We start from the raw sequence: 18237 nt of genomic DNA on the forward strand, positions 1-18237 counted from the left end.
ATCTATGTCAGTGCAGCTCGACTACAACGTGTGGCTGGTGCTGTTGTCGTATGCGGTGTCCGTGCTGGGTGCATTCGCTGCCATGCAGGCGGCGGTGGCGATTCCGCTGGCGGTTACGCCGCGCCAGCGAACGGCAGCCGTGGCGATGGCGGGAGCGGCAATGGGGCTGGGCGGAATCTGGGCCATGCATTTCACCGCCATGCTGGCCTGCGATATCGGCATGGAGGTGCGCTACGACCCGGCGCTTGCTGCGCTGTCGGCGCTGCTTGCCTTCGGTGCCTGCTGCGGTGGATTGATGCTGGTGGGCAGCGGCCGCTTCGGCTGGTGGCGCCTGCTGGCGGCCGGTACCTGCATGGGACTGGGTGCCGCGGCCATGCATTACCTCGGCATGGCCGCGATGATGATGGCCGCGGATATCCACTACGCCGGCAAGTGGGTGGTGGTTTCCGTGCTGATCGCCATCGTCGCTTCGATGGCCGCATTGTGGCTGGCGTTCAATCTGCGCGGGCGCTTGCAGATGATCGGCAGCGCGCTGGTGATGGGCGTGGCCGTATGCGGCATGCATTACACCGGCATGGCGGCGGTCAGCTTGCACGCCAATGGCGGCCAGTTGCCGGACGGCTACGCGCAAGGCCTGCGCAGCGGCAATCTGGGCGAAACCCTGTTTGCGATCGTGGCGAATCTGTTGCTGCTGGTGCTGGGGCTTTATTGCTGGCGCCAGCGCTACCGCTCCAGCCTCAGCATCTGAGCCGGCAATGGCGCTATGCTGCGCGCCTTGAGTTGCACGGGCAGAGGAGAGCGGCAGTGGCATCGCGTATTCGTTGTCATTGGGCGGCCGATGGCGAGCTGATGCAGGCTTACCACGATGCCGAGTGGGGCGTGCCGCTGCATGACGATCGCGCCCTGTTCGAATTCCTCTGTCTGGAGGGGGCGCAGGCCGGCCTGTCCTGGCGCACCGTGTTGAACAAGCGCGAGCATTACCGTAACGCCTTCCACCATTTCGAGATCGCGCGCGTTGCCGCCATGAAGGATCGCGAGCTGGAAAAGCTGCTGCTCGATCCGGGCCTGATCCGCAACCGCCTGAAGATCTCCTCGGTGCGCGACAACGCCAAGGTGGCGCTGGAGGTGATCGCTGAATACGGCAGCCTCGATGCCTATCTGTGGTCGTTCGTCGAGGGCAAGCCGGTGCATAACCGCTGGCGCGGCCGGGGCGATGTGCCGGCCACTACGCCGGTGTCGGACCGCATGAGCAAGGCATTGAAGAAGCGCGGTTTCCGTTTCGTCGGCAGCACCATCTGCTATGCCTTCATGCAGGCCACCGGCATGGTCAACGACCATCTGGTGGAGTGCTTCCGGCACAAGGCCTGCGCCGCCGGGCACTAGCTTGCGGCAGCCGAGTCCGCCGTCGCCGTTTCGGGCCGGCTTTGGCCTTAGAATGGCGGCATCGTCTGTTTGGGGATGCATCGCATGAAGCTGTTTCGCGACTCCGGCGCCCACCGCGGCAACGTGGCCATCCGGTCGTGCGCCGTGCTCTTGCTTGGGCTGTTCGCGGTCGGCGCGCATGCGAAGACGGGCGACCGCAACCAGCCGATGAACACCTCGCAGGATTCGGTCAACGGCTTCAACGCGCCCAATACGATCACCACGCTGACCGGACATGTGGTGGTCACCCAGGGCAGCATGAAAGCCACCGGCGACATCGCGCATATCTACCTGGACGCCAACAGCCAGGTCAGCCGCATTGTGATGAATGGCAAGCCGGCGCATATCCAGCAGCTGGACGATAACGACAAGCTGATGACCGGCGAAGCCCCGGCGCTTGATTACGACAACATCAACGGCATCGCCGTGCTGACCCCCAATGGAGTGGTCACCCAGCAGGACACCGGCGATGCTCATGCGGACAAGCTGACCTACAACACCCAGACCACCTATTTCACCGGCGAAGGCAACGTCAGCATGACCTACCTGCCCAAGCCCAAGCCGGACAAGGGCGCGCCGGCCAAGCCGGACGCAGCACAGCCGGCCGCGGCCAGCACGGCTGCCGCCGCGCCGAAGCCGTAGCGATCCCTGTTGGTTCAGCGCCGGCGCGAACCGCGCAGGCTGTCGATCGAGAAACTGGCGATTTCGCCGCCGTCTTTGCCGCGCCGCGACTGACCCGGTGGCGGCCCCCAGGCATGCGCGGTCACCACTTCCCAGGTGGCGGGAATGCGGCCATCGGTGCGCATGCCTTCGTATGCCGCCAGCATCGCCTGGAAATGCCGCTTGCCGGTGAGGCCGCGTTCGCGGCCGCGATCGGCATGCGTGGCGCCGAGCCCCTTGAGCTCGCGCAGCAGCGCCTTGGGTTCGCTGTAAGTCAGCGTGTAGCGATCGACATCCAGCACCGGATCGCGCAGGCCGGCGCTGATCATCGCGTCGCCCAGATCGTGCATGTCCAGAAAACGGCTGACATGCGAATGCTGGTCGACCGACGCCCACGCTGCACGCAGTTCGCGCAAGGTGTCCGGGCCGAATGTGGAAAACAGCAGCATGCCGCCCGGCTTCAGTACGCGCGCACATTCGCCGAACAGCGCAGACAGATCGTCGATCCACTGGAAGCACAAATTGGAATGCAGCACGTCGACGCTGTGGTCGGGCAGCGGCAGGGCGGTGGCGTCGCCGCATACGCGCAGGAAGGGCTTGAGCCAGCCGGCGTGCGACTTGGCCGTGCGCAGCATCGGCAATGCCGCGTCGACCGCGATCACCTGTGCCTTGGCGTAGCGCTTCTTCAACAGGGCGCTGCCGCGGCCGGTGCCGGCGCCTACGTCGATCACGCGATCAGGCTGTTGCAGATAGAAATCCAGCCGCTCCAGCAACAATTGCTGCACTTCGCGCTGCAGCGCGTCGTGCTGTTCGTAGCTGTCGGCGGCATGGCTGAAGTTGGCCCGCACGCGGCGCGTATCGACCTGGAAATCGCTCATCGAAGGGTCTCGAGCCAGGGCAGCAGGGTATCGGCCACTGCGCCGGGATGACTGAGGAAGGGGGCATGCCCGGCATGTGCCGTGACATGGAACTGGCCTTGGCTGGCAGTGGCCGCCGCCTGCATGGCATCCGGATGTACCAGGCGGTCCAGTCTTCCCGCATTCCACCAGCTGCGGGCGGGCACCAGTTGCGCCAGGCCTGCGCGCAAATCCGTTTCGTCGAGAATGCGGATGCCTTCCTGCAGCACCCGCAGATCCGGCTCGCCGCGGGCGAATACTTCTGCCCGCAGCCGGCGCAGATCGCCACGCGGATCGGGGCTGCCCATTGCTTCCAGTGCCAGAAAACGCTCGACCGTGGCGTGGTAATCGGTTTCCAGGTCGACGGCGAGCTGGCGCACCAGCGAGGCATCGCGGCCGTACGGCCAGTCGGGCGCGCTGACGAAGCGCGGCGTGGCGCACAGCATGGCCAGCCCGTGTACGTGCTGCGGCAGATCCAGTGCTGCGCTCAGCGCCACCAGTCCGCCCAGCGACCAGCCCAGCCAGGTTGCGGGTGGCGTGGCTGCGGCGATTGCGCGTGCGCAGGCATGCGGCTCCAATGGCAGTCCGCAGTCGCGCGAATAGCCGTGGCCGGGCAGGTCGACCAGGTACATGGTGCATTGTTCGGCGAGCAACTCGACCAGCGGTGCGAACACGCCGCCGTGCATGGCCCAGCCATGGATCATCACCAGCGGGATCTGGCCGCTGCCGCGTACCTCGATATGCAGGCTCATGCGTGCTCATCTCCCGCGGGAGGTGAGGCGGCTGCGGGGCTCAATTGCGTGTCGACCGCGCCGCGCTCGTCGAACACGAAGCAGTCGCCTTGCCAGTGCGCACCGCCGGCTTCCTCGAAATACTTCAGGATGCCACCCTCCAGCTGATACACGTGCTGCATGCCGATGTCCTGCATATGCAGCGCGGCCTTTTCGCAACGAATACCGCCGGTGCAATACGACACCACCGTCTTGCCCGCGTAGCGCGCCTGATCCGCCGCCAGCGCCGCCGGCAGCTCGGTGAAGCTGGCCATGCGATAGTCGACCGCTTGCGGAAACATACCTACATCGGTTTCGTAGGCATTGCGGGTATCGAGCAGCACCAGCTCGCGGCCGTGGTCATCCCGGCCTTGCTCCAGCCAGCGCTTGAGCGTGGCCGCATCGACGGCCGGCGCGCGGCCGCCTTCCGGCCGAATGGTGGGATAGCGCAGGGTGATGATTTCCTTCTTCAGGCGCACGCGCATGCGCTTGAACGGCACCTCGTCGGAGAGCGATTCCTTGCCTTCGAGTCCGGCGAAACGCGCGTCCTGGTGCAGCCAGCCCATGAAGGTGGCCACCGCGGCGCGCGGGCCGGCGAGAAACAGATTAATGCCCTCCGGCGCCAGCAAGATGGTGCCCTTCAGCGCCAAGGCCACGCACTGCGCAAGCACGCGCTCGCGCAGCGCCGGCAGATCATCCAGGCTGACGAAGCGGTAGGCGGAAATATTGAGGATCGACATAGGCAGGTGGGACATGCGCGACCGGCCATTATACCGGCGCACTGGCCAGGCGCAGGGACTGCAGGCCGTCCAGCAGCCGGTCCACGTCGGCTTCCGCATGCGCTGCCGACAAGGTGATGCGCAGCCGTGCCTGCCCCTGCGGGACGGTCGGCGGGCGGATCGCCACCACCAGCAAGCCCAGGTCCTCCAGTGCGCGGGAAGCTGCCAGCGCCTGCTGTGCGTCGCCGAGCAACAGCGGCTGGATCGCCGTGCGCGAAGGCATCAGCGGCAGGCCCAGCTGCGCGGCGCCTTGGCGGAAGCGCTGGATCAGGGCCTGCAGTTTTTCGCGGCGCCAGTGTTCCTGGCGCGCCAGCGTCACCGCAGCGTGTGCGGCGGCAGCAAGGGCGGGCGGCATGGCGGTGGTGTAGATGTAGGTGCGGGCGAACTGGGTCAGCCCGTCGATCAATGCGGCCGAACCGGCGACAAAGGCGCCGCTGCAACCCAGGGCCTTGCCAAGCGTGGCCATCAGCACCGGCACGTCGTGCTGGCCGAGTCCCGCTTCGCTGACGCAGCCGGCACCTTGCTCACCCAGCACGCCCAGGCCGTGGGCGTCGTCCACCATCAGGCTGGCGCCTTGCTCCGAGCAAAGCACGGCCAGTTCGCGCAGTGGCGCGATATCGCCGTCCATGCTGAATACGCCATCGGTGGCGAGCAGGGCGCCGGTGTGATCTTCGCCACCCAGCTGACGGGCGGCGGCAGTGGCGTCGGCATGCGGATAGCGCTTGAGCACGGCGCCGGCCAGTTGGGCGCCATCGAGCAGGCAGGCGTGGTTGAGCTTGTCCTGCACGCATAGATCGCCGCGCTGGAGCAGCGCCTGGATCGCACCCAGGTTGGCCATGTAGCCGGTGGAAAACAGCAGGGCACGGTCGCGTCCGGTCCATGCCGTCAGCGCTTCTTCCAGGGCGGCGTGTTCGCGGCGATGCCCGCAGATCAAGTGGGCAGAGCCACTGCCCACGCCGCCTTCGTCGGCGGCGTGCTTCAGCGCGGCGACCAGGCGCGGATCCTGCGCCAGGCCGAGATAGTCATTGGTGCAGAAGGCCAGCAGGCGGCGGCCGCCGCTTTCCACATAGGCGCCCTGCCAGGCATCGATGCTGCGCAGGCGCCGTTGCAATTGGGCATGCGTCCGTTCGGCCGCCTGGACGGCCAAACGTTCGAGCAGATCAGGCCGCGGCACTGCAGCCACAGCCCTGGCCGCAACTGTCGGCTGCTGCGGTTTCCAGGATATCGGCGTGCACGGTGCCGGCTTCCTCGACCACTTCCAGCGCATGCAAGTCGAGGCGGCGGAACAGCGCGCGGTCGTGTTCCACGTCGGGATTGCCGGTGGTGAGCAGCTTTTCGCCGTAGAAAATCGAATTGGCGCCGGCGAAGAAGCACAGCGCCTGCACGGCGTCGTCCATCTGCTGGCGACCGGCCGACAGGCGCACCATCGACGCCGGCATCAGGATGCGCGCTACCGCAATGGTGCGCACGAATTCGAACGGGTCCAGCGCTTCCACCCCGTGCAGCGGGGTGCCTTCCACCTGTACCAACTGGTTGATCGGCACCGATTCGGGATGCTCCGGCAGGTTGGCCAGCGTCTGCAGCAGGCCGGCGCGCTGGCCGCGCGTTTCACCCATGCCGACGATGCCGCCGCAGCAGGTCTTCATGCCGGCATGGCGCACGTTTTCCAGGGTGTCCAGGCGATCCTGGTAGTCACGCGTGTGGATGATCTCGCCGTAGAACTCCGGCGCGGTATCGATGTTGTGGTTGTAGTAGTCCAGCCCCGCCTGCTTGAGCGTCTGCGCCTGGGTATCGCTGAGCATGCCCAAGGTGGCGCAGGTTTCCAGGCCCAATGCTTTGACCGCGGAAACGATTTCGGCCACTTGTTCCACGTCGCGGTCTTTCGGGCTGCGCCACGCCGCACCCATGCAGAAGCGGCTGGCGCCGGCGCTCTTGGCGGCCTGCGCGCGTGCGACCACGCTTTCCACTGACATCAGTTTTTCTGCTTTCACGCCGGTGTTGTAGCGCGCCGATTGCGGACAGTAGGCGCAGTCTTCCGGGCAGCCGCCGGTCTTGATCGACAGCAGGGTGGAAACCTGCACCGCATTCGGATCGTGGTGTTCCCGGTGTACGCCGTGCGCACGGTGCAGCAGCTCGTTGAACGGCAGGGCGAACAGGGCGGCGATTTCGTCGCGCGACCAATCGTGGCGAAGAGCGGCTGCGGGCATGGGATGAAGCTCCGTGGCGTGAATCGGATAAGTGTGGAAGTGGCCTCCGGGGGCTGTCAACTCTGTTCGCTGGCGAATGGTTGACGGAAACGCGGCCTCCGAAGCGTTTACCATCCATGCCTTGATCCCCTATCGAAGGAGTCGATGCATGAGCACAGGTCAGGGCAGCGGTGGCAATGTCATCGCAGCAGTGTGCAGTTTCTTCATCCCCGGGCTGGGCCAGTTGGTGCAGGGGCGCTTGCTGAAGGCGGTGGTGATGTTCGTGCTGGCCGCGGCGCTATGGATCGTCTGGATGGGCTGGATCATTCATCTCTGGTCGATTCTCGACGCGGCTTTGTTCAAGCCGAACAACTGATTGCGCTTGCGCATGGATGCGCCGATCCGGCTGTTGTCAGCCGCGCAGCGCTGGTTGTTGCCCTGGCGCTGCCTGTTATGCGGCGATGCGGGTGCGCAGGGCACGGATCTGTGCCGCGATTGCGCCGCGGAACTGCCGCGCAATACCTCATGCTGCGCCCGTTGCGCCTTGCCGTTGCCGACGCCGGCGGCGCAGTGCGGACGCTGCCTGCGCAAAGCGCCGCCCTGGGATGCGGCCTGGGCCGCCTTTCGCTATGCATGGCCGCTCGACCGGCTGGAGACGCGGTTCAAATTTCAGCGCGATCTGGCCGCCGGACGGACCCTGGCGACCATGTGGCAGCGCGAAGCACCGCCGCCCGAGCTGCCGCAGATGATCCTGCCGGTGCCTTTGCATCGTCGCCGTCTGCGCCAGCGCGGCTACAACCAGGCGTGGGAGCTGGCCCAGCCGCTGGCGCGCGCGCTGGATATTCCCTGTCGGCACGACGTGCTTCAACGCATTCGCCATACCGATGCGCAAACCGGACTCAGTGCGCTGGAGCGCCGCCGCAATTTGCGCCATGCGTTTGCGTTGCCGCGTGCGGTGGCTCTGCCGGCGCATGTTGCGGTGCTCGACGATGTATTTACCACCGGCACCACGTTCGCGGCCTGCGTGCGCTTGCTGCGGCGGGCCGGCGTGCCACGCATCGATGTGTGGGCGCTCGCGCGAGCGCCGTTGCCGGGTGGTTGACGGCGATCGGCGCCGTCAAGGCGCCGCTTGCAATTGCAGGCTGCTGACCTGGACGCCGAGTTTGCGGGTATCGGCAGACTGGCCTTTGTCCTGCGGCGAAGTGGGATGGCCAACTTCCAGGTCTAGTTCGATCCGGCCGCCGGCGCGCGACACCGCCGCCGGCAAGCTCAGGGAATAGGCGTGGGGCTGGTCGCTGGCGACCGTCCACTGGGCCACTTCACTGCCATTGACGGTGACTTTCACCGGCTGGGTCGTGCCGCCATGGGCGGGCGCGTAAGCAATCAACTGCAAACTCAGGGTCAGCGGGCGATCGGAAGGCTCTATGTGCCCAACCAGGACTGCTACGGGACCCAGGCTCCAGACACCCGCCGGCTCCGGATGGCTCCAGTTCGATGCAAGCAGCGGCAGCCCATCCCCGCCTGCGTGGATGCCTGCTGTTTGCCCGACCACAAGGTCGGAGGATGGATGGAGCGATGCCACGTCGACTTGCTGCACGCACAGACCATCCCTGGCGACGCGATCCAGATAACTGTGCCAGAAGGCATCGCGATCCATGGATGCATGCATGGGAATCAGATGCTCGGGATCGATAAAGTTGCTGGCGCTATATGCGTCGATGCTGGGGTGATGGCAAGCGATCATGCGCGCCCTTTCCCACGCTGCCGACACCAGCCGCATGCTTTCCGCCTGCTGCCGGCTGATGGCGTGGCAGATGCCCGCACTGGCCACCACGGCGACGCCTGCTGCAATGGTGATGAAGCGCAACGCATTGCGCTGGCGTGCTGCCCACACGCCTGCAAAGGCCAGCGCGGCCACCAGCATCAAGAGCGACAGTCTGCTATCGAGATAGCTGCAGTTGCCCTGCAGCGTGCACCAGCGTTGCTGCTTGCTTGCCGCAACGACGAGCAGGGTCAGGAACGCCGCGCCGGCTGCGAGCAGCCCCGCCATCAACGCGAGCCCCTGTCCCGCTTGCTGCGGGCCTGGCGCACTCGCGGGGCGCCGATAGAGCCACAAGGCGGCCGCGCACAGCAGCATGCACATCAGCACACCCGGCATTGCATCGGATGACAGGGCGGTGCCGTTTGCGAACGGCACCCAGGTGCCGCTGGCGATGTGCATCAGGAACGTATACGCCAGATCCCGATGATGGCCGAGTCCGTCCATGGTGGAACCGTCATAGCGCGTAGGCTGGCTGCTGCGATAAAGCGCATAGGCAGCGTAGACGAGCGCCAGCAGCGCGAGATCGAGGCGAAAACGCCGGAACAAATGCTTTGGCATGGACAGGCCGGTGCCAGGCATCGATCCGATCGCTTCCAGCGCAACCACGAGCACGCCGATGATCATCATGTATTCGCTGCTCAGCACGGCAGCGGCGTAAAGCAGCCAGCCCACGACCGCTGCTGCGTGCGCGGCCATGCCCGGTCGCGACGCATGCTTGCGAGCCGTAGCGCCCAGCAGCAGCCGGATGCCGAACATAAGCAGCAAGGGCAGGCCGAGCTCCAGCGGATAGCCCACGGGCGGCATGTGATAGCCGATCATCGGCTGCAGGCTGACGATAGCCACGAACACGGGCAGCGCGATGCGTGCCTTGGCAACGCGTGCGGTCCAGATGGAGAACAGCAGGATGTCCGCGTACCACAGCGCAACGTAGAAAATACGAAAAGCCAGGTAGCTGGACAGATGCGAGCCCAGCAACAGCAGCGGCATCAGGAGGAATTGCCCGATGCGTGCCTGGTCGACAGGCGTGCCCGCGATAAGCGCGGCCGATTCTCCATGCAGCACCGCATCCTCGAATCGGACATCGTCGCCACTGAGGCGAAAGCCGTACAGGAAATAGTGCGCCTGCAGCAGCGTCAGTCCGATGGCGGCAACCCATGCCAGCACTACCCACAGGCTAAGGCCGCCTCGCGGCGACGTGGTGAATGCGGCAGGGTTGGACGAGGGGGTGAAGCTTTGCTTTAACGCAGCGCCAATGCCAGCGCGATGCCGATCCATAGCGTAAGTCCTAACCAATTGTTGTGACGAAACGCGGCGAGGCATGCGTCGCGCGCGCGATTGCGAATCAGCCATTGCTGCCAGCCGAACAGGCCTGCAGCAAGGGCTACGGCCAGCCAATAGGGCCAGCCAAGATGTGCGCGGGTACCGACCATCACCATGGCGGTGAGAAAGGTGCCCATCAGCACGCCGATGATCATCAGGTCGGCATCGCCGAACAGGATGGCGGTGGAGCGGGCGCCGGCCTTGAGGTCTTCGTCGCGGTCGACCATCGCGTACTCGGTGTCGTAGATCACCGACCACAGGATATTGGCGATAAACAGCACCCAGCCCACCGCCGGCACCGTGTTCTGCACCGCTGCAAAGGCCATCGGGATGGACCAGCCGAAGGCGGCGCCGAGCACCACCTGCGGCAGGTCGGTATAGCGCTTGGTAAAGGGATACAGGGCCGCCAGCGCTGCGCCGACGAAAGACAGCTTGATGGTCAGGGCATTGGTGAACAGCACCAGCACGAATGCCAGCGCCAGCAGCGAGACAAACACGATCAGCGCTTCGCGCGGCGTGATCCGGCCGGCTGCGAGCGGGCGGCCGGCGGTGCGCGCTACCTGCGGGTCGAGCTTGCGATCGGCGTAGTCGTTGATCGCGCAGCCGGCGGCGCGCATGGCGAATACGCCCAGGGTGAAGATCAGCAAGGGCTTCCACGGCGGGAAATCGCCGGCGGCCAGCCACAGCGCCCACCAGGTCGGCCAGAGCAGCAGCAGGGCGCCGATCGGGCGGTCCATGCGGGTAAGCACAAGGATGTCGTGCGCCTTCTCACGCTGCGCCGCCGGCAGTTTCTGCAATAGCCAGTCGAGCACGCGCGCCGCGCGGGTGGAGCTGTCGGCGGGGCGCTGCGGTTTTGGCGCCACCGGCACGGCGGCACGCGCGCGGCTGGTGGCGGGTGCGGGCGGGTTGCGCCGTGGGCGCTTGCGGGACGTGGGGGCCATGAGCGCAAGTTTAGCGTGCTACCTCATCTGTGAAACGGTGTCCTTGGCCGCTGCGGACATGGTGACGGCACATTGCCCTCCGGGGAAGGAAGCGGCTAGCATCTCGCGCTGCTTTGGGGGAGCTGGAGTCGTCCATGTCTGGATCCATCGGTCATATCGCGCTGATCGTGCGGGATCCCGTGCGCACCTCGGAGCTGTTTGCCGGCGTGCTGGGTGCCCAGGTGATCGCGAACCGGCCCGATGACAACGGTCATCCGCAGAGCTTTGCGAAGTTTGGCGGCGTGTGGTTCGTGCTGCGCCAGGGCGACGGCCCGGCATGCCGCAATGGCGACCGTATCGCTATCGATGTCAGTCGCGATGAATTGCGCGCCTGTGCGGAACGCCTGGCCAGCTCGGACGTGGAACACTTCATGGCGCGCGAAGACACCGCGCTCTATTTCACCGATTACGACAATCACGTGTTCGAGCTGGACGCCGGCGGCTCGATCGACGAAACGCTGGGCCGCGTATTGCTAGGCGCGTAACAGCAGCCGATAGGCCGGGTTGTCGCTTTCGTCCACGTGGGGATAGCCCAGCGTCGCAAGAAAATGACGCAGCAGCGCATGCTCGCTGGGGGGCACCTGGATGCCGACCAGGATACGGCCGTAATCGGCGCCATGGTTGCGGTAGTGGAACAGGCTGATGTTCCAGTCCGGATGCATGCGTTCCAGGAAACGCGCCAGCGCACCGGGACGCTCGGGAAAATCAAACCGATAAAGCCGTTCATCGCGTGCCAGCGGCGAGCGCCCGCCGATCATGTGGCGCAGATGCAGCTTGGCCAGCTCGTCATCGGTGAGATCGAGCACGCCGAAGTCATTGGCGCGGAAGGCGGCCGCCAGCGCCTCGCGTTCCTCGCGCCGCGCCATCTGTACGCCCACGAAGATATGCGCTGCCTGGGCATCGCCGATGCGGTAATTGAATTCGGTGATCGAATGCTGGCCCAGCGCGCTGCAAAAGCGCCGGAAACTGCCGCGCTGTTCGGGGATGGTGACCGCAAACACCGCCTCGCGCTGCTCGCCGACCTCGGCGCGTTCCGCCACGAAGCGCAGGCGATCGAAGTTCATATTGGCACCGGATACCACCGCGACCAGCGCGCCATCGCCGGCGCCGTGCATGGCGACATAGTGCTTGAGGCCGGCCAGCGCCAGGGCGCCGGAAGGTTCCGGGACGCTGCGGGTGTCCTGGTAGATGTCGCGGATGGCGGCGCAGATCGCGTCGGTGTCCACGCGCAGCACGTCATCGACGTAGTGCCGGCAGAGCGAAAAGGTGAGCGCCCCGACTTGCTTGACCGCAGTGCCGTCGGCAAACAGGCCCACTTCATCCAGCGCTATGCGGGTACCGGCACGCAACGCCTGGGCCATCGAATCGGCATCGCTGGCCTGCACGCCGATCACACGCACATCCGGTCGCCGCGCCTTGATCACCGCGGCGACGCCGGCGATCAGGCCGCCGCCGCCGATCGGCACGAACACCGCGTGCAAGGGCCCGGCATGCTGGGCCAGGATTTCCAGCGCGATGGTGGCCTGCCCGGCGATCACGTCGGGATCGTCGAAAGGGTGCACGAAGGTGGCGTTCGACGCCTCGCGCAGACGCATCGCCTCGGCCTGCGCCTCGCTGTACGAGTCCCCGCTAAGCACGACTTCGGTAAACGCGCCGCCGAAACGGCGCACCGCGTCGATCTTTACTTGCGGCGCCGTGACCGGCATGACGATGGTGGCGCGAATGCCCAGCCTCGATGCAGCCAGCGCCACACCTTGCGCATGATTGCCAGCCGAGGCCGCCACCACGCCGCGCGCTCGATCCGCGGCGCTGAGTTGCGCCATGCGGTTGTAGGCGCCACGCAGCTTGAAGGAAAACACCGGCTGCTGGTCTTCGCGCTTTAGCCAGATCTTGGCGCCGATCCGGGCCGACAGCAGCGAGGCCTGCTCCAGCGCCGTGTGATGCGCCACTTCGTACACGCGGGCCGATTCGGCCATGCGCAGCACCGACGCCGCAGTGAGGGTGAAATCGGCCGGTTCCGCGGCAGCGCTTGCGTTCATGCCTGTGCCGGATGCTCGACCTGCAGTACATCGACCAGCTTGCGCGTCTGCTGCAGGATCTGGCTCAGCGCGGCATCGTCACCGCGCACGGTCAAAGTCAGGCGGGATACCGTCGGATCGGTGGTGGCGGCTACGGTGAGCGTGTCGATATTGTGGCCGCGCGCGGCAAACAGGCCCGCCACGCGCACCAGTGCGCCGGCTTCGTTCTGCAAGAGGATGGAGAGCGTATGTTGCATGGCTGGAGGTCCGGTTCGTGGTTGGCGTGGGCTCAGAAGCTGTCGGATGCAGCCGCTTCGCCGACGATGGATGCGCTGCGCGCAGGAATGAAATCGCCGGTGATCATCTGCGCGTAGCTGGCGCCCGGGCCGACCATCGGATACACGCCGGCATCCGGATCGATCATCACTTCCAGGAACGCCGGCCCGTCAAAGGCCAGGAATTCGGCGATGGTGCTCGCCAGTTCTTCGCGGCGATCGAGCCGGCGCGCCCAGGCAAAGCCGTCGGCTTCGGCGGCGCGTACGAAATCCTTGCGATGCAGGCTCTTGTCGGACGAGGCGAAACGGCCCTTGAAGAACAGTTTCTGCCATTGCCGCACCATGCCGTCGCCAACATTGTTGAGCACCACGATTTTCAGCGGCAGGCCGTACGTGGTAACCGTTTCCAGCTCGCCGAGGTTCATGCGGATGCTGGCGTCGCCGTCGATGTCGATCACCAGCGCATCGCGGCGCGCGAATTGCGCGCCGACCGCAGCGGGCAGGCCAAAACCCATGGTGCCCATCGAGCCCGAGGTGAGCCAATGCCGCGGCGCGCGGAAATCCAGGTATTGGGCCGCCCACATCTGATGCTGGCCGACCCCGGTGCTGATGATGGCGCGGCCATCGGTATGCCGATTGATTTCTTCCAGCACGGCGTAGGGCTGGATCAGCGTGCTGTCGCGATCGTAGTTCATCGCGTGCTGCTGCTTGAGGGCGGCGACATGCGCATGCCAATCGCTGCGCACCTGCTGCGGATGATGGGTGTCGCCATATTGCGTAAGCCGCTGCAGCGCACGGTCCAGCGGGCCGACGTGATGCCAATGCGCCTGCTTGACCTTGCCGATCTCGGCCGGGTCGATATCGATGTGCGCAATGAATTTCGCCTGCGGCGCGAACTGCGACGGCACGCTGGCGACGCGGTCATCGAAGCGCGCGCCCAGCGCCAGCAGGAAATCGCAATCTTCCACCGCATAGTTGGCATAGGCGGTGCCGTGCATGCCGAGCATGTGCAGTGCGAGCGGATCGGTGGTGTCGAAGCCGCCGATGCCCATCAAGGTCGTGGTGACCGGCAAGCCGAAGGCATCCACGAAGGCGCGCAGCGCCGGCGCGGCACCGCCGGCCACGATGCCGCCGCCGGCGTAGATCAGCGGGCGCTTCGCTTTGGACAGGGCGGCAAACAGCACCGCGCACTCGTCGTCGCTGAGCGATGCCTGCTCCACGGCGCGCAGCCGCGCGCGATAGCCCGGCAGCGGCAGTTCGCCTTCGCCGTGGAAACGGATCAAGGCGTTCTGGATATCCTTGGGAACATCCACCACCACCGGGCCGGGGCGTCCGCTGCGCGCGATGGTGAACGCTGCGCGCATGGTGGATTCCAGCTGCGCAGCATCGGTAACGAGGAATACGTGCTTGGCGCAGGAGCCCATGATGTTGCTGATCGGCGCTTCCTGAAACGCATCGCTGCCGATCGCCTGCGTGGCGACCTGGCCGCAGATCACCACCAGCGGAATCGAGTCGGCGGTGGAGTCGCGCACCGGCGTCACCATGTTGGTGGCGCCCGGGCCGGAGGTGACTACCGCCACGCCCACCTTGCCGGAGGCGCGCGCATAGCCGGAAGCCATGAAGCCTGCGCCCTGCTCGTTGGCCGGCACGATCAACGGCATCGGTTCGCCGCCGTCCGCGCGCGGGTGTTCGGCGTTGTAGCGGAAGATCGCGTCATAGACCGGCAGGATCGCGCCGCCGGAATAGCCGAACAGTACGTCGACGCCTTGCTCGGCCAGCACCTGTACGACGACATCCGCACCGCTCAGGTCTGTCCCTGCCAGCGGATGACGCGCGTTGCCGGTGACGGCATCGGCGGCGAATGATGGTTTGAGCAATGGCGTATTCACGTCGGTCCCTTGGTGATGTTCAGTGCGGGTGTCGCGGTCTTGTTATGTGAATGAAGAAATACAGTGGTGGCGGGTAATGCATCGACAGCGCCTCATGCGCTGACCGGAATGCCGTACATCGCCACGATGCGTTCGTTCTGTGCCGTGGCGGAAAAGTGTTCCCACTCGATGCCGTTGACGTCCTGCGTGCTGCGGAAGCCTTCGGCGCCGTCGTCCTCGAAGCCGAGGTGCCGGAGTTGTCCGGCACGCTCGGGGTTCTGGTTGATCGAAAAATTCAACAGGTCCGTGCGCCACATGGCGTACTTGCCGTCCACCACCGCGTTCGGCATCTGGCCGAGCCGAACGCTGTAGTCGGCGATCGAGGTCTGCAGATCGCGTACGGCCAGTGCAAGGTGAAAGCGCTTCATCGGCATATTCCTGTGAAGGTCCATGCGACGCTCTCTCGCCGGAGGATGGGGGACGTGAGAGAGCGCCGCATGGGTTTAACCCACTTTCTGCAGCGGCGGCTGGCCGGCTTTGGCGCCGGTCTGCAGCCACGGCATGCGCGCGCGCAGCTTGGCGCCGACCTGCTCGATCGGATGATCGAGATCGGCCTGCTTCAGGCGCTTGTAGTTCGGCAGGCCGGCCTGGTATTCGGCGATCCAGTTGCGGGCGAAGGTGCCGTCCTGGATATCCTTGAGCACGCCCTTCATGCGTTCCTTGGTCGCCGCATCCACCACGCGCGGACCGCTGACATAGTCGCCGTATTGCGCGGTCTCGGAAACGAATTCCAGCATGCGCGTGATGCCGCCTTCGTAGAACAGGTCCACGATCAGCTTCAGCTCGTGCAGCACTTCGTAATAGGCGATTTCCGGTTGATAGCCGGCTTCGACCAGGGTCTCGAAGCCCTTCAGCACCAGCTCGCTGGCGCCGCCGCACAGCACGGCCTGCTCGCCGAACAGGTCGGTTTCGGTTTCTTCCTTGAAATCGGTCTTGATCAGCATCGCGCGTGCGCCGCCGATGCCGGCCGCGTAGCCCTTGGCCTTTTCCTCGGCATGGCCGGTGGCATCCTGGTGCACGGCGTACACGCAGGGTACGCCGCGGCCGCGTTCGTATTCGCTGCGCACCAGCGCACCCGGACCCTTCGGCGCCACCAGGATCACGTCGATGTCCTTGCGCGGCTCGATCTGCTTGAAGTGCACGTTGAAACCGTGGGCGAACAGCAGTGCGGCGCCGGCCTTGATGTTCGGCTCGATCGCATCCTTGTACAGCGTGGGCTGCACCATGTCCGGCGTCAGCACGGCGACCAGGTCGGCGCCGCGCACCGCTTCGGACGGCTCCACCACATGGAAGCCATCGGCAACTGCCTTGTGCCAGGTCGGGCCGTTCGGACGCAGCCCGATCACGACATCCAGGCCGGAGTCCTTCAAGTTGAGCGCGTGGGCGCGGCCCTGACTGCCATAGCCGAGCACGGCGATGCGTGCCTTGGCGAGCGTTTCGGTGGTAGCGGTGGTACTCATGCGGTAACTCCTGCGTCGATGCCTGATGAAATGGCTGTGGGTGTGTGTGCGGGTTTGGAAGAGCGGCTGGACGGATGGGTGGTGGCGCCTTCGGAAGCGGAGCCGACCAGTTGTGCGTATTTGGCGAGCGCGCCGCGCGTGACCTTGGGCGCCGGCGCCTGCCAGGCGGCGCGGCGCGTGGCGAGATCGGCATCGGTGGAAATCGTGCGCGTCTGTGCATCGATCACGATGCGATCGCCTTCGTGCAGCAGGCCGATCGGACCGCCGCGTACGGCTTCCGGCGCGATATGGCCGACCATGAAGCCATGGGTGGCGCCGGAGAAACGGCCGTCGGTGATCAGCGCTACGTCATCGCCCAGTCCGCGCCCGATCAGCGCGGCGGTAACGCCGAGCATTTCGCGCATGCCAGGACCACCGGCAGGGCCTTCGTTGCGGATCACCACCACATCGCCCTTTTCGATCTTGCCGGCCTGCACGGCGGCGAACGCCAACTCTTCGCTTTCGAAGACGCGCGCGCGTCCTTCGAAATGCGTGGCGCCCTTGCCGGCGAGTTTCAGGATGCAGCCTTCCGGCGCGAGATTGCCGTACAGGATCGAATAGCCGCCACGCGGTTTCAGCGGCTGGTTGACCGGATGCACCACGTTCTGCTGTTCGGCGCGCGGTGCGGCTGCGCACTCTTCATACAGATTGCGGCCGGTGACGGTGGGACCGTCTTCCAGCATGCCGGCGGCGATCAGTTCCTGCGCGACACGCGCGCTGCCGCCGGCACCGAACAGCTCGACTGCGGTGTAGCGGCCGCCGGGCAGCAGGTCGGCGATCACCGGCGTGTGCACGGAGGCGGGTTCGAAGTCCTCGATGGTCCAGGCCACGTCCGCTTCGCGTGCAATGGCCAGCAGATGCAGCACCGCATTGGTGGAGCCGGCGGTGGCGGCCACCATGCGCGTGGCGTTGCGGAAGGCGGTCTGGCTGAGGATGTCCAGCGGCTTGCGCTGCTCGCGCAGGCAATCCATCACCAGTTCGCCGCAGCGGAACGCGGCATGCGCCTTGGCCGGATGGGTGGCGGGGATATCGTTGAAACCCATCGGCGACAGGCCCAGCGTCTGCAGCACCATCGCCATGGTGTTGGCGGTGAACTGGCCGCCGCAGGCGCCGGCGCCGGGGCAGGCATCCTTTTCCACCGCGGCCAGTTCGGCGTCGTCGATCTTGCCGGCACCATGCGCGCCGACCGCCTCGAACACCTGCTGGATGGTGATCGGATGATCGCGATGGTTGCCGTGCGCGATGCTTCCGCCGTACAGCGCCACTGCCGGAATGTTCAGCCGCGCCATCGCCATGGCGGCCGCCGGAATGGTCTTGTCGCAGCCGCACAGCACCACCATCGCATCGAGGCAGTGGCCATCCACAGCCAGCTCGATGGAGTCGGTGATCACCTCGCGGCTGATCAGCGATGCGCGCATGCCGGGCGTGCCCATCGCGATGCCGTCGGTGACGGCGATGGTATTGAATTCCACCGGCGTGCCGCCTGCGGCGCGAATGCCGGCGCAGGCATGTTCGGCCAGCTCGCGCAGATTGAGGTTGCACGGGCTGACGTTGGACCAGGTGTGCACCACCGCTACCAGCGGCTTGCTGATGTCGTCATCCTGCATGCCGGTGGCGCGCAGCATGGCGCGCGCGGGTGCGCGGTCGGGGCCGGTTTTGATCAGATCGCTGCGCATCGTGCC

Annotated in this window: 19 protein-coding genes; 6 read left to right on the forward strand and 13 right to left on the reverse strand. The window is 65.9% G+C overall.

What is annotated here, in order from left to right:
- The first annotated feature begins 4 nt into the window (after positions 1-4).
- The 3 genes from IGX34_RS06965 to lptA all read left to right on the forward strand — a co-directional run bounded on the left by IGX34_RS06965 (position 5) and on the right by lptA (position 2064).
- Positions 5-748: an MHYT domain-containing protein gene (locus tag IGX34_RS06965; RefSeq protein ID WP_192554993.1), complete on the forward strand. Its 744-nt coding sequence runs from the start codon at positions 5-7 to the stop codon at positions 746-748.
- Between the two features lie 56 nt (positions 749-804).
- Positions 805-1383, forward strand: a complete 579-nt coding sequence (locus IGX34_RS06970; RefSeq protein ID WP_338015428.1) for a DNA-3-methyladenine glycosylase I — start codon at positions 805-807, stop codon at positions 1381-1383.
- Between the two features lie 84 nt (positions 1384-1467).
- Complete coding sequence (gene lptA, locus IGX34_RS06975) at positions 1468-2064, forward strand: lipopolysaccharide transport periplasmic protein LptA (RefSeq protein WP_192554994.1); 597 nt, start codon at positions 1468-1470, stop codon at positions 2062-2064.
- 14 nt (positions 2065-2078) lie between these two features.
- On the opposite strand, the gene bioC is transcribed toward lptA, so the two are convergent.
- The 5 genes from bioC to bioB are packed head-to-tail and all read right to left on the reverse strand — an operon-like array spanning position 2079 to position 6734.
- On the reverse strand, positions 2079-2960 hold the full coding sequence (bioC, locus tag IGX34_RS06980) for a malonyl-ACP O-methyltransferase BioC (protein ID WP_192554995.1): 882 nt from the start codon (positions 2958-2960) through the stop codon (positions 2079-2081).
- Positions 2957-3730, reverse strand: a complete 774-nt coding sequence (gene bioH / locus IGX34_RS06985; protein ID WP_192554996.1) for a pimeloyl-ACP methyl ester esterase BioH — start codon at positions 3728-3730, stop codon at positions 2957-2959. Before bioH ends, bioC begins: the two co-directional genes overlap by 4 nt.
- Positions 3727-4488, reverse strand: coding sequence for a sulfurtransferase (locus tag IGX34_RS06990; RefSeq protein WP_192555262.1), 762 nt, complete (start codon positions 4486-4488; stop codon positions 3727-3729). Before IGX34_RS06990 ends, bioH begins: the two co-directional genes overlap by 4 nt.
- Before the next feature lie 28 nt (positions 4489-4516).
- The gene (bioF, locus tag IGX34_RS06995) at positions 4517-5701 is read right to left on the reverse strand and encodes an 8-amino-7-oxononanoate synthase (protein WP_192554997.1); all 1185 of its coding nucleotides are present in this window, start codon (positions 5699-5701) and stop codon (positions 4517-4519) included.
- On the reverse strand, positions 5688-6734 hold the full coding sequence (bioB, locus tag IGX34_RS07000; protein WP_192554998.1) for a biotin synthase BioB: 1047 nt from the start codon (positions 6732-6734) through the stop codon (positions 5688-5690). Before bioB ends, bioF begins: the two co-directional genes overlap by 14 nt.
- 148 nt (positions 6735-6882) lie before the next feature.
- Here bioB and IGX34_RS07005 point away from each other — a divergent pair, with 148 nt between their 5' ends.
- The gene (locus IGX34_RS07005; RefSeq protein ID WP_192554999.1) at positions 6883-7089 is read left to right on the forward strand and encodes a hypothetical protein; all 207 of its coding nucleotides are present in this window, start codon (positions 6883-6885) and stop codon (positions 7087-7089) included.
- A 12-nt stretch (positions 7090-7101) separates the two neighbouring features.
- Entirely contained in the window at positions 7102-7815 is a 714-nt protein-coding gene (locus IGX34_RS07010; protein ID WP_192555000.1) for a ComF family protein, read from the forward strand.
- Between the two features lie 15 nt (positions 7816-7830).
- Here the strand turns inward: IGX34_RS07010 and IGX34_RS07015 are convergent, their stop codons facing one another.
- Positions 7831-9810: a hypothetical protein gene (locus IGX34_RS07015; protein ID WP_192555001.1), complete on the reverse strand. Its 1980-nt coding sequence runs from the start codon at positions 9808-9810 to the stop codon at positions 7831-7833.
- Entirely contained in the window at positions 9774-10667 is an 894-nt protein-coding gene (gene ubiA / locus IGX34_RS07020; RefSeq protein WP_338015436.1) for a 4-hydroxybenzoate octaprenyltransferase, read from the reverse strand. The genes IGX34_RS07015 and ubiA overlap by 37 nt, the downstream gene beginning before the upstream one ends.
- Positions 10668-10930: 263 nt before the next feature.
- Here ubiA and IGX34_RS07025 point away from each other — a divergent pair, with 263 nt between their 5' ends.
- Positions 10931-11320 carry a VOC family protein gene (locus IGX34_RS07025; protein ID WP_192555003.1) on the forward strand — a complete coding sequence of 130 codons (390 nt, stop codon included), beginning with the start codon at positions 10931-10933 and terminating at the stop codon, positions 11318-11320.
- Here the strand turns inward: IGX34_RS07025 and ilvA are convergent.
- The 6 genes from ilvA to ilvD form a co-directional block, all read right to left on the reverse strand.
- Positions 11309-12874 (reverse strand): threonine ammonia-lyase, biosynthetic, encoded by a 1566-nt coding sequence (ilvA, locus tag IGX34_RS07030; protein ID WP_192555004.1) that lies wholly within the window; start codon positions 12872-12874, stop codon positions 11309-11311. The two genes, IGX34_RS07025 and ilvA, sit on opposite strands and share 12 nt — an antisense overlap.
- The gene (ilvN, locus tag IGX34_RS07035) at positions 12871-13110 is read right to left on the reverse strand and encodes an acetolactate synthase small subunit (protein WP_192555005.1); all 240 of its coding nucleotides are present in this window, start codon (positions 13108-13110) and stop codon (positions 12871-12873) included. The genes ilvA and ilvN overlap by 4 nt, the downstream gene beginning before the upstream one ends.
- 32 nt (positions 13111-13142) lie before the next feature.
- The gene (gene ilvB, locus IGX34_RS07040; protein WP_338015429.1) at positions 13143-15017 is read right to left on the reverse strand and encodes a biosynthetic-type acetolactate synthase large subunit; all 1875 of its coding nucleotides are present in this window, start codon (positions 15015-15017) and stop codon (positions 13143-13145) included.
- A gap of 92 nt (positions 15018-15109) precedes the next feature.
- Positions 15110-15424, reverse strand: coding sequence for a VOC family protein (locus IGX34_RS07045; protein WP_192555006.1), 315 nt, complete (start codon positions 15422-15424; stop codon positions 15110-15112).
- 75 nt (positions 15425-15499) lie between these two features.
- The gene (gene ilvC, locus IGX34_RS07050; RefSeq protein WP_192555007.1) at positions 15500-16516 is read right to left on the reverse strand and encodes a ketol-acid reductoisomerase; all 1017 of its coding nucleotides are present in this window, start codon (positions 16514-16516) and stop codon (positions 15500-15502) included.
- Positions 16513-18231 carry a dihydroxy-acid dehydratase gene (gene ilvD / locus IGX34_RS07055; RefSeq protein WP_192555008.1) on the reverse strand — a complete coding sequence of 573 codons (1719 nt, stop codon included), beginning with the start codon at positions 18229-18231 and terminating at the stop codon, positions 16513-16515. The genes ilvC and ilvD overlap by 4 nt, the downstream gene beginning before the upstream one ends.
- Positions 18232-18237: the final 6 nt, after the last annotated feature.

The organism is Dyella acidiphila (assembly GCF_014863405.1).
Classification (GTDB): domain Bacteria; phylum Pseudomonadota; class Gammaproteobacteria; order Xanthomonadales; family Rhodanobacteraceae; genus Dyella_B; species Dyella_B acidiphila.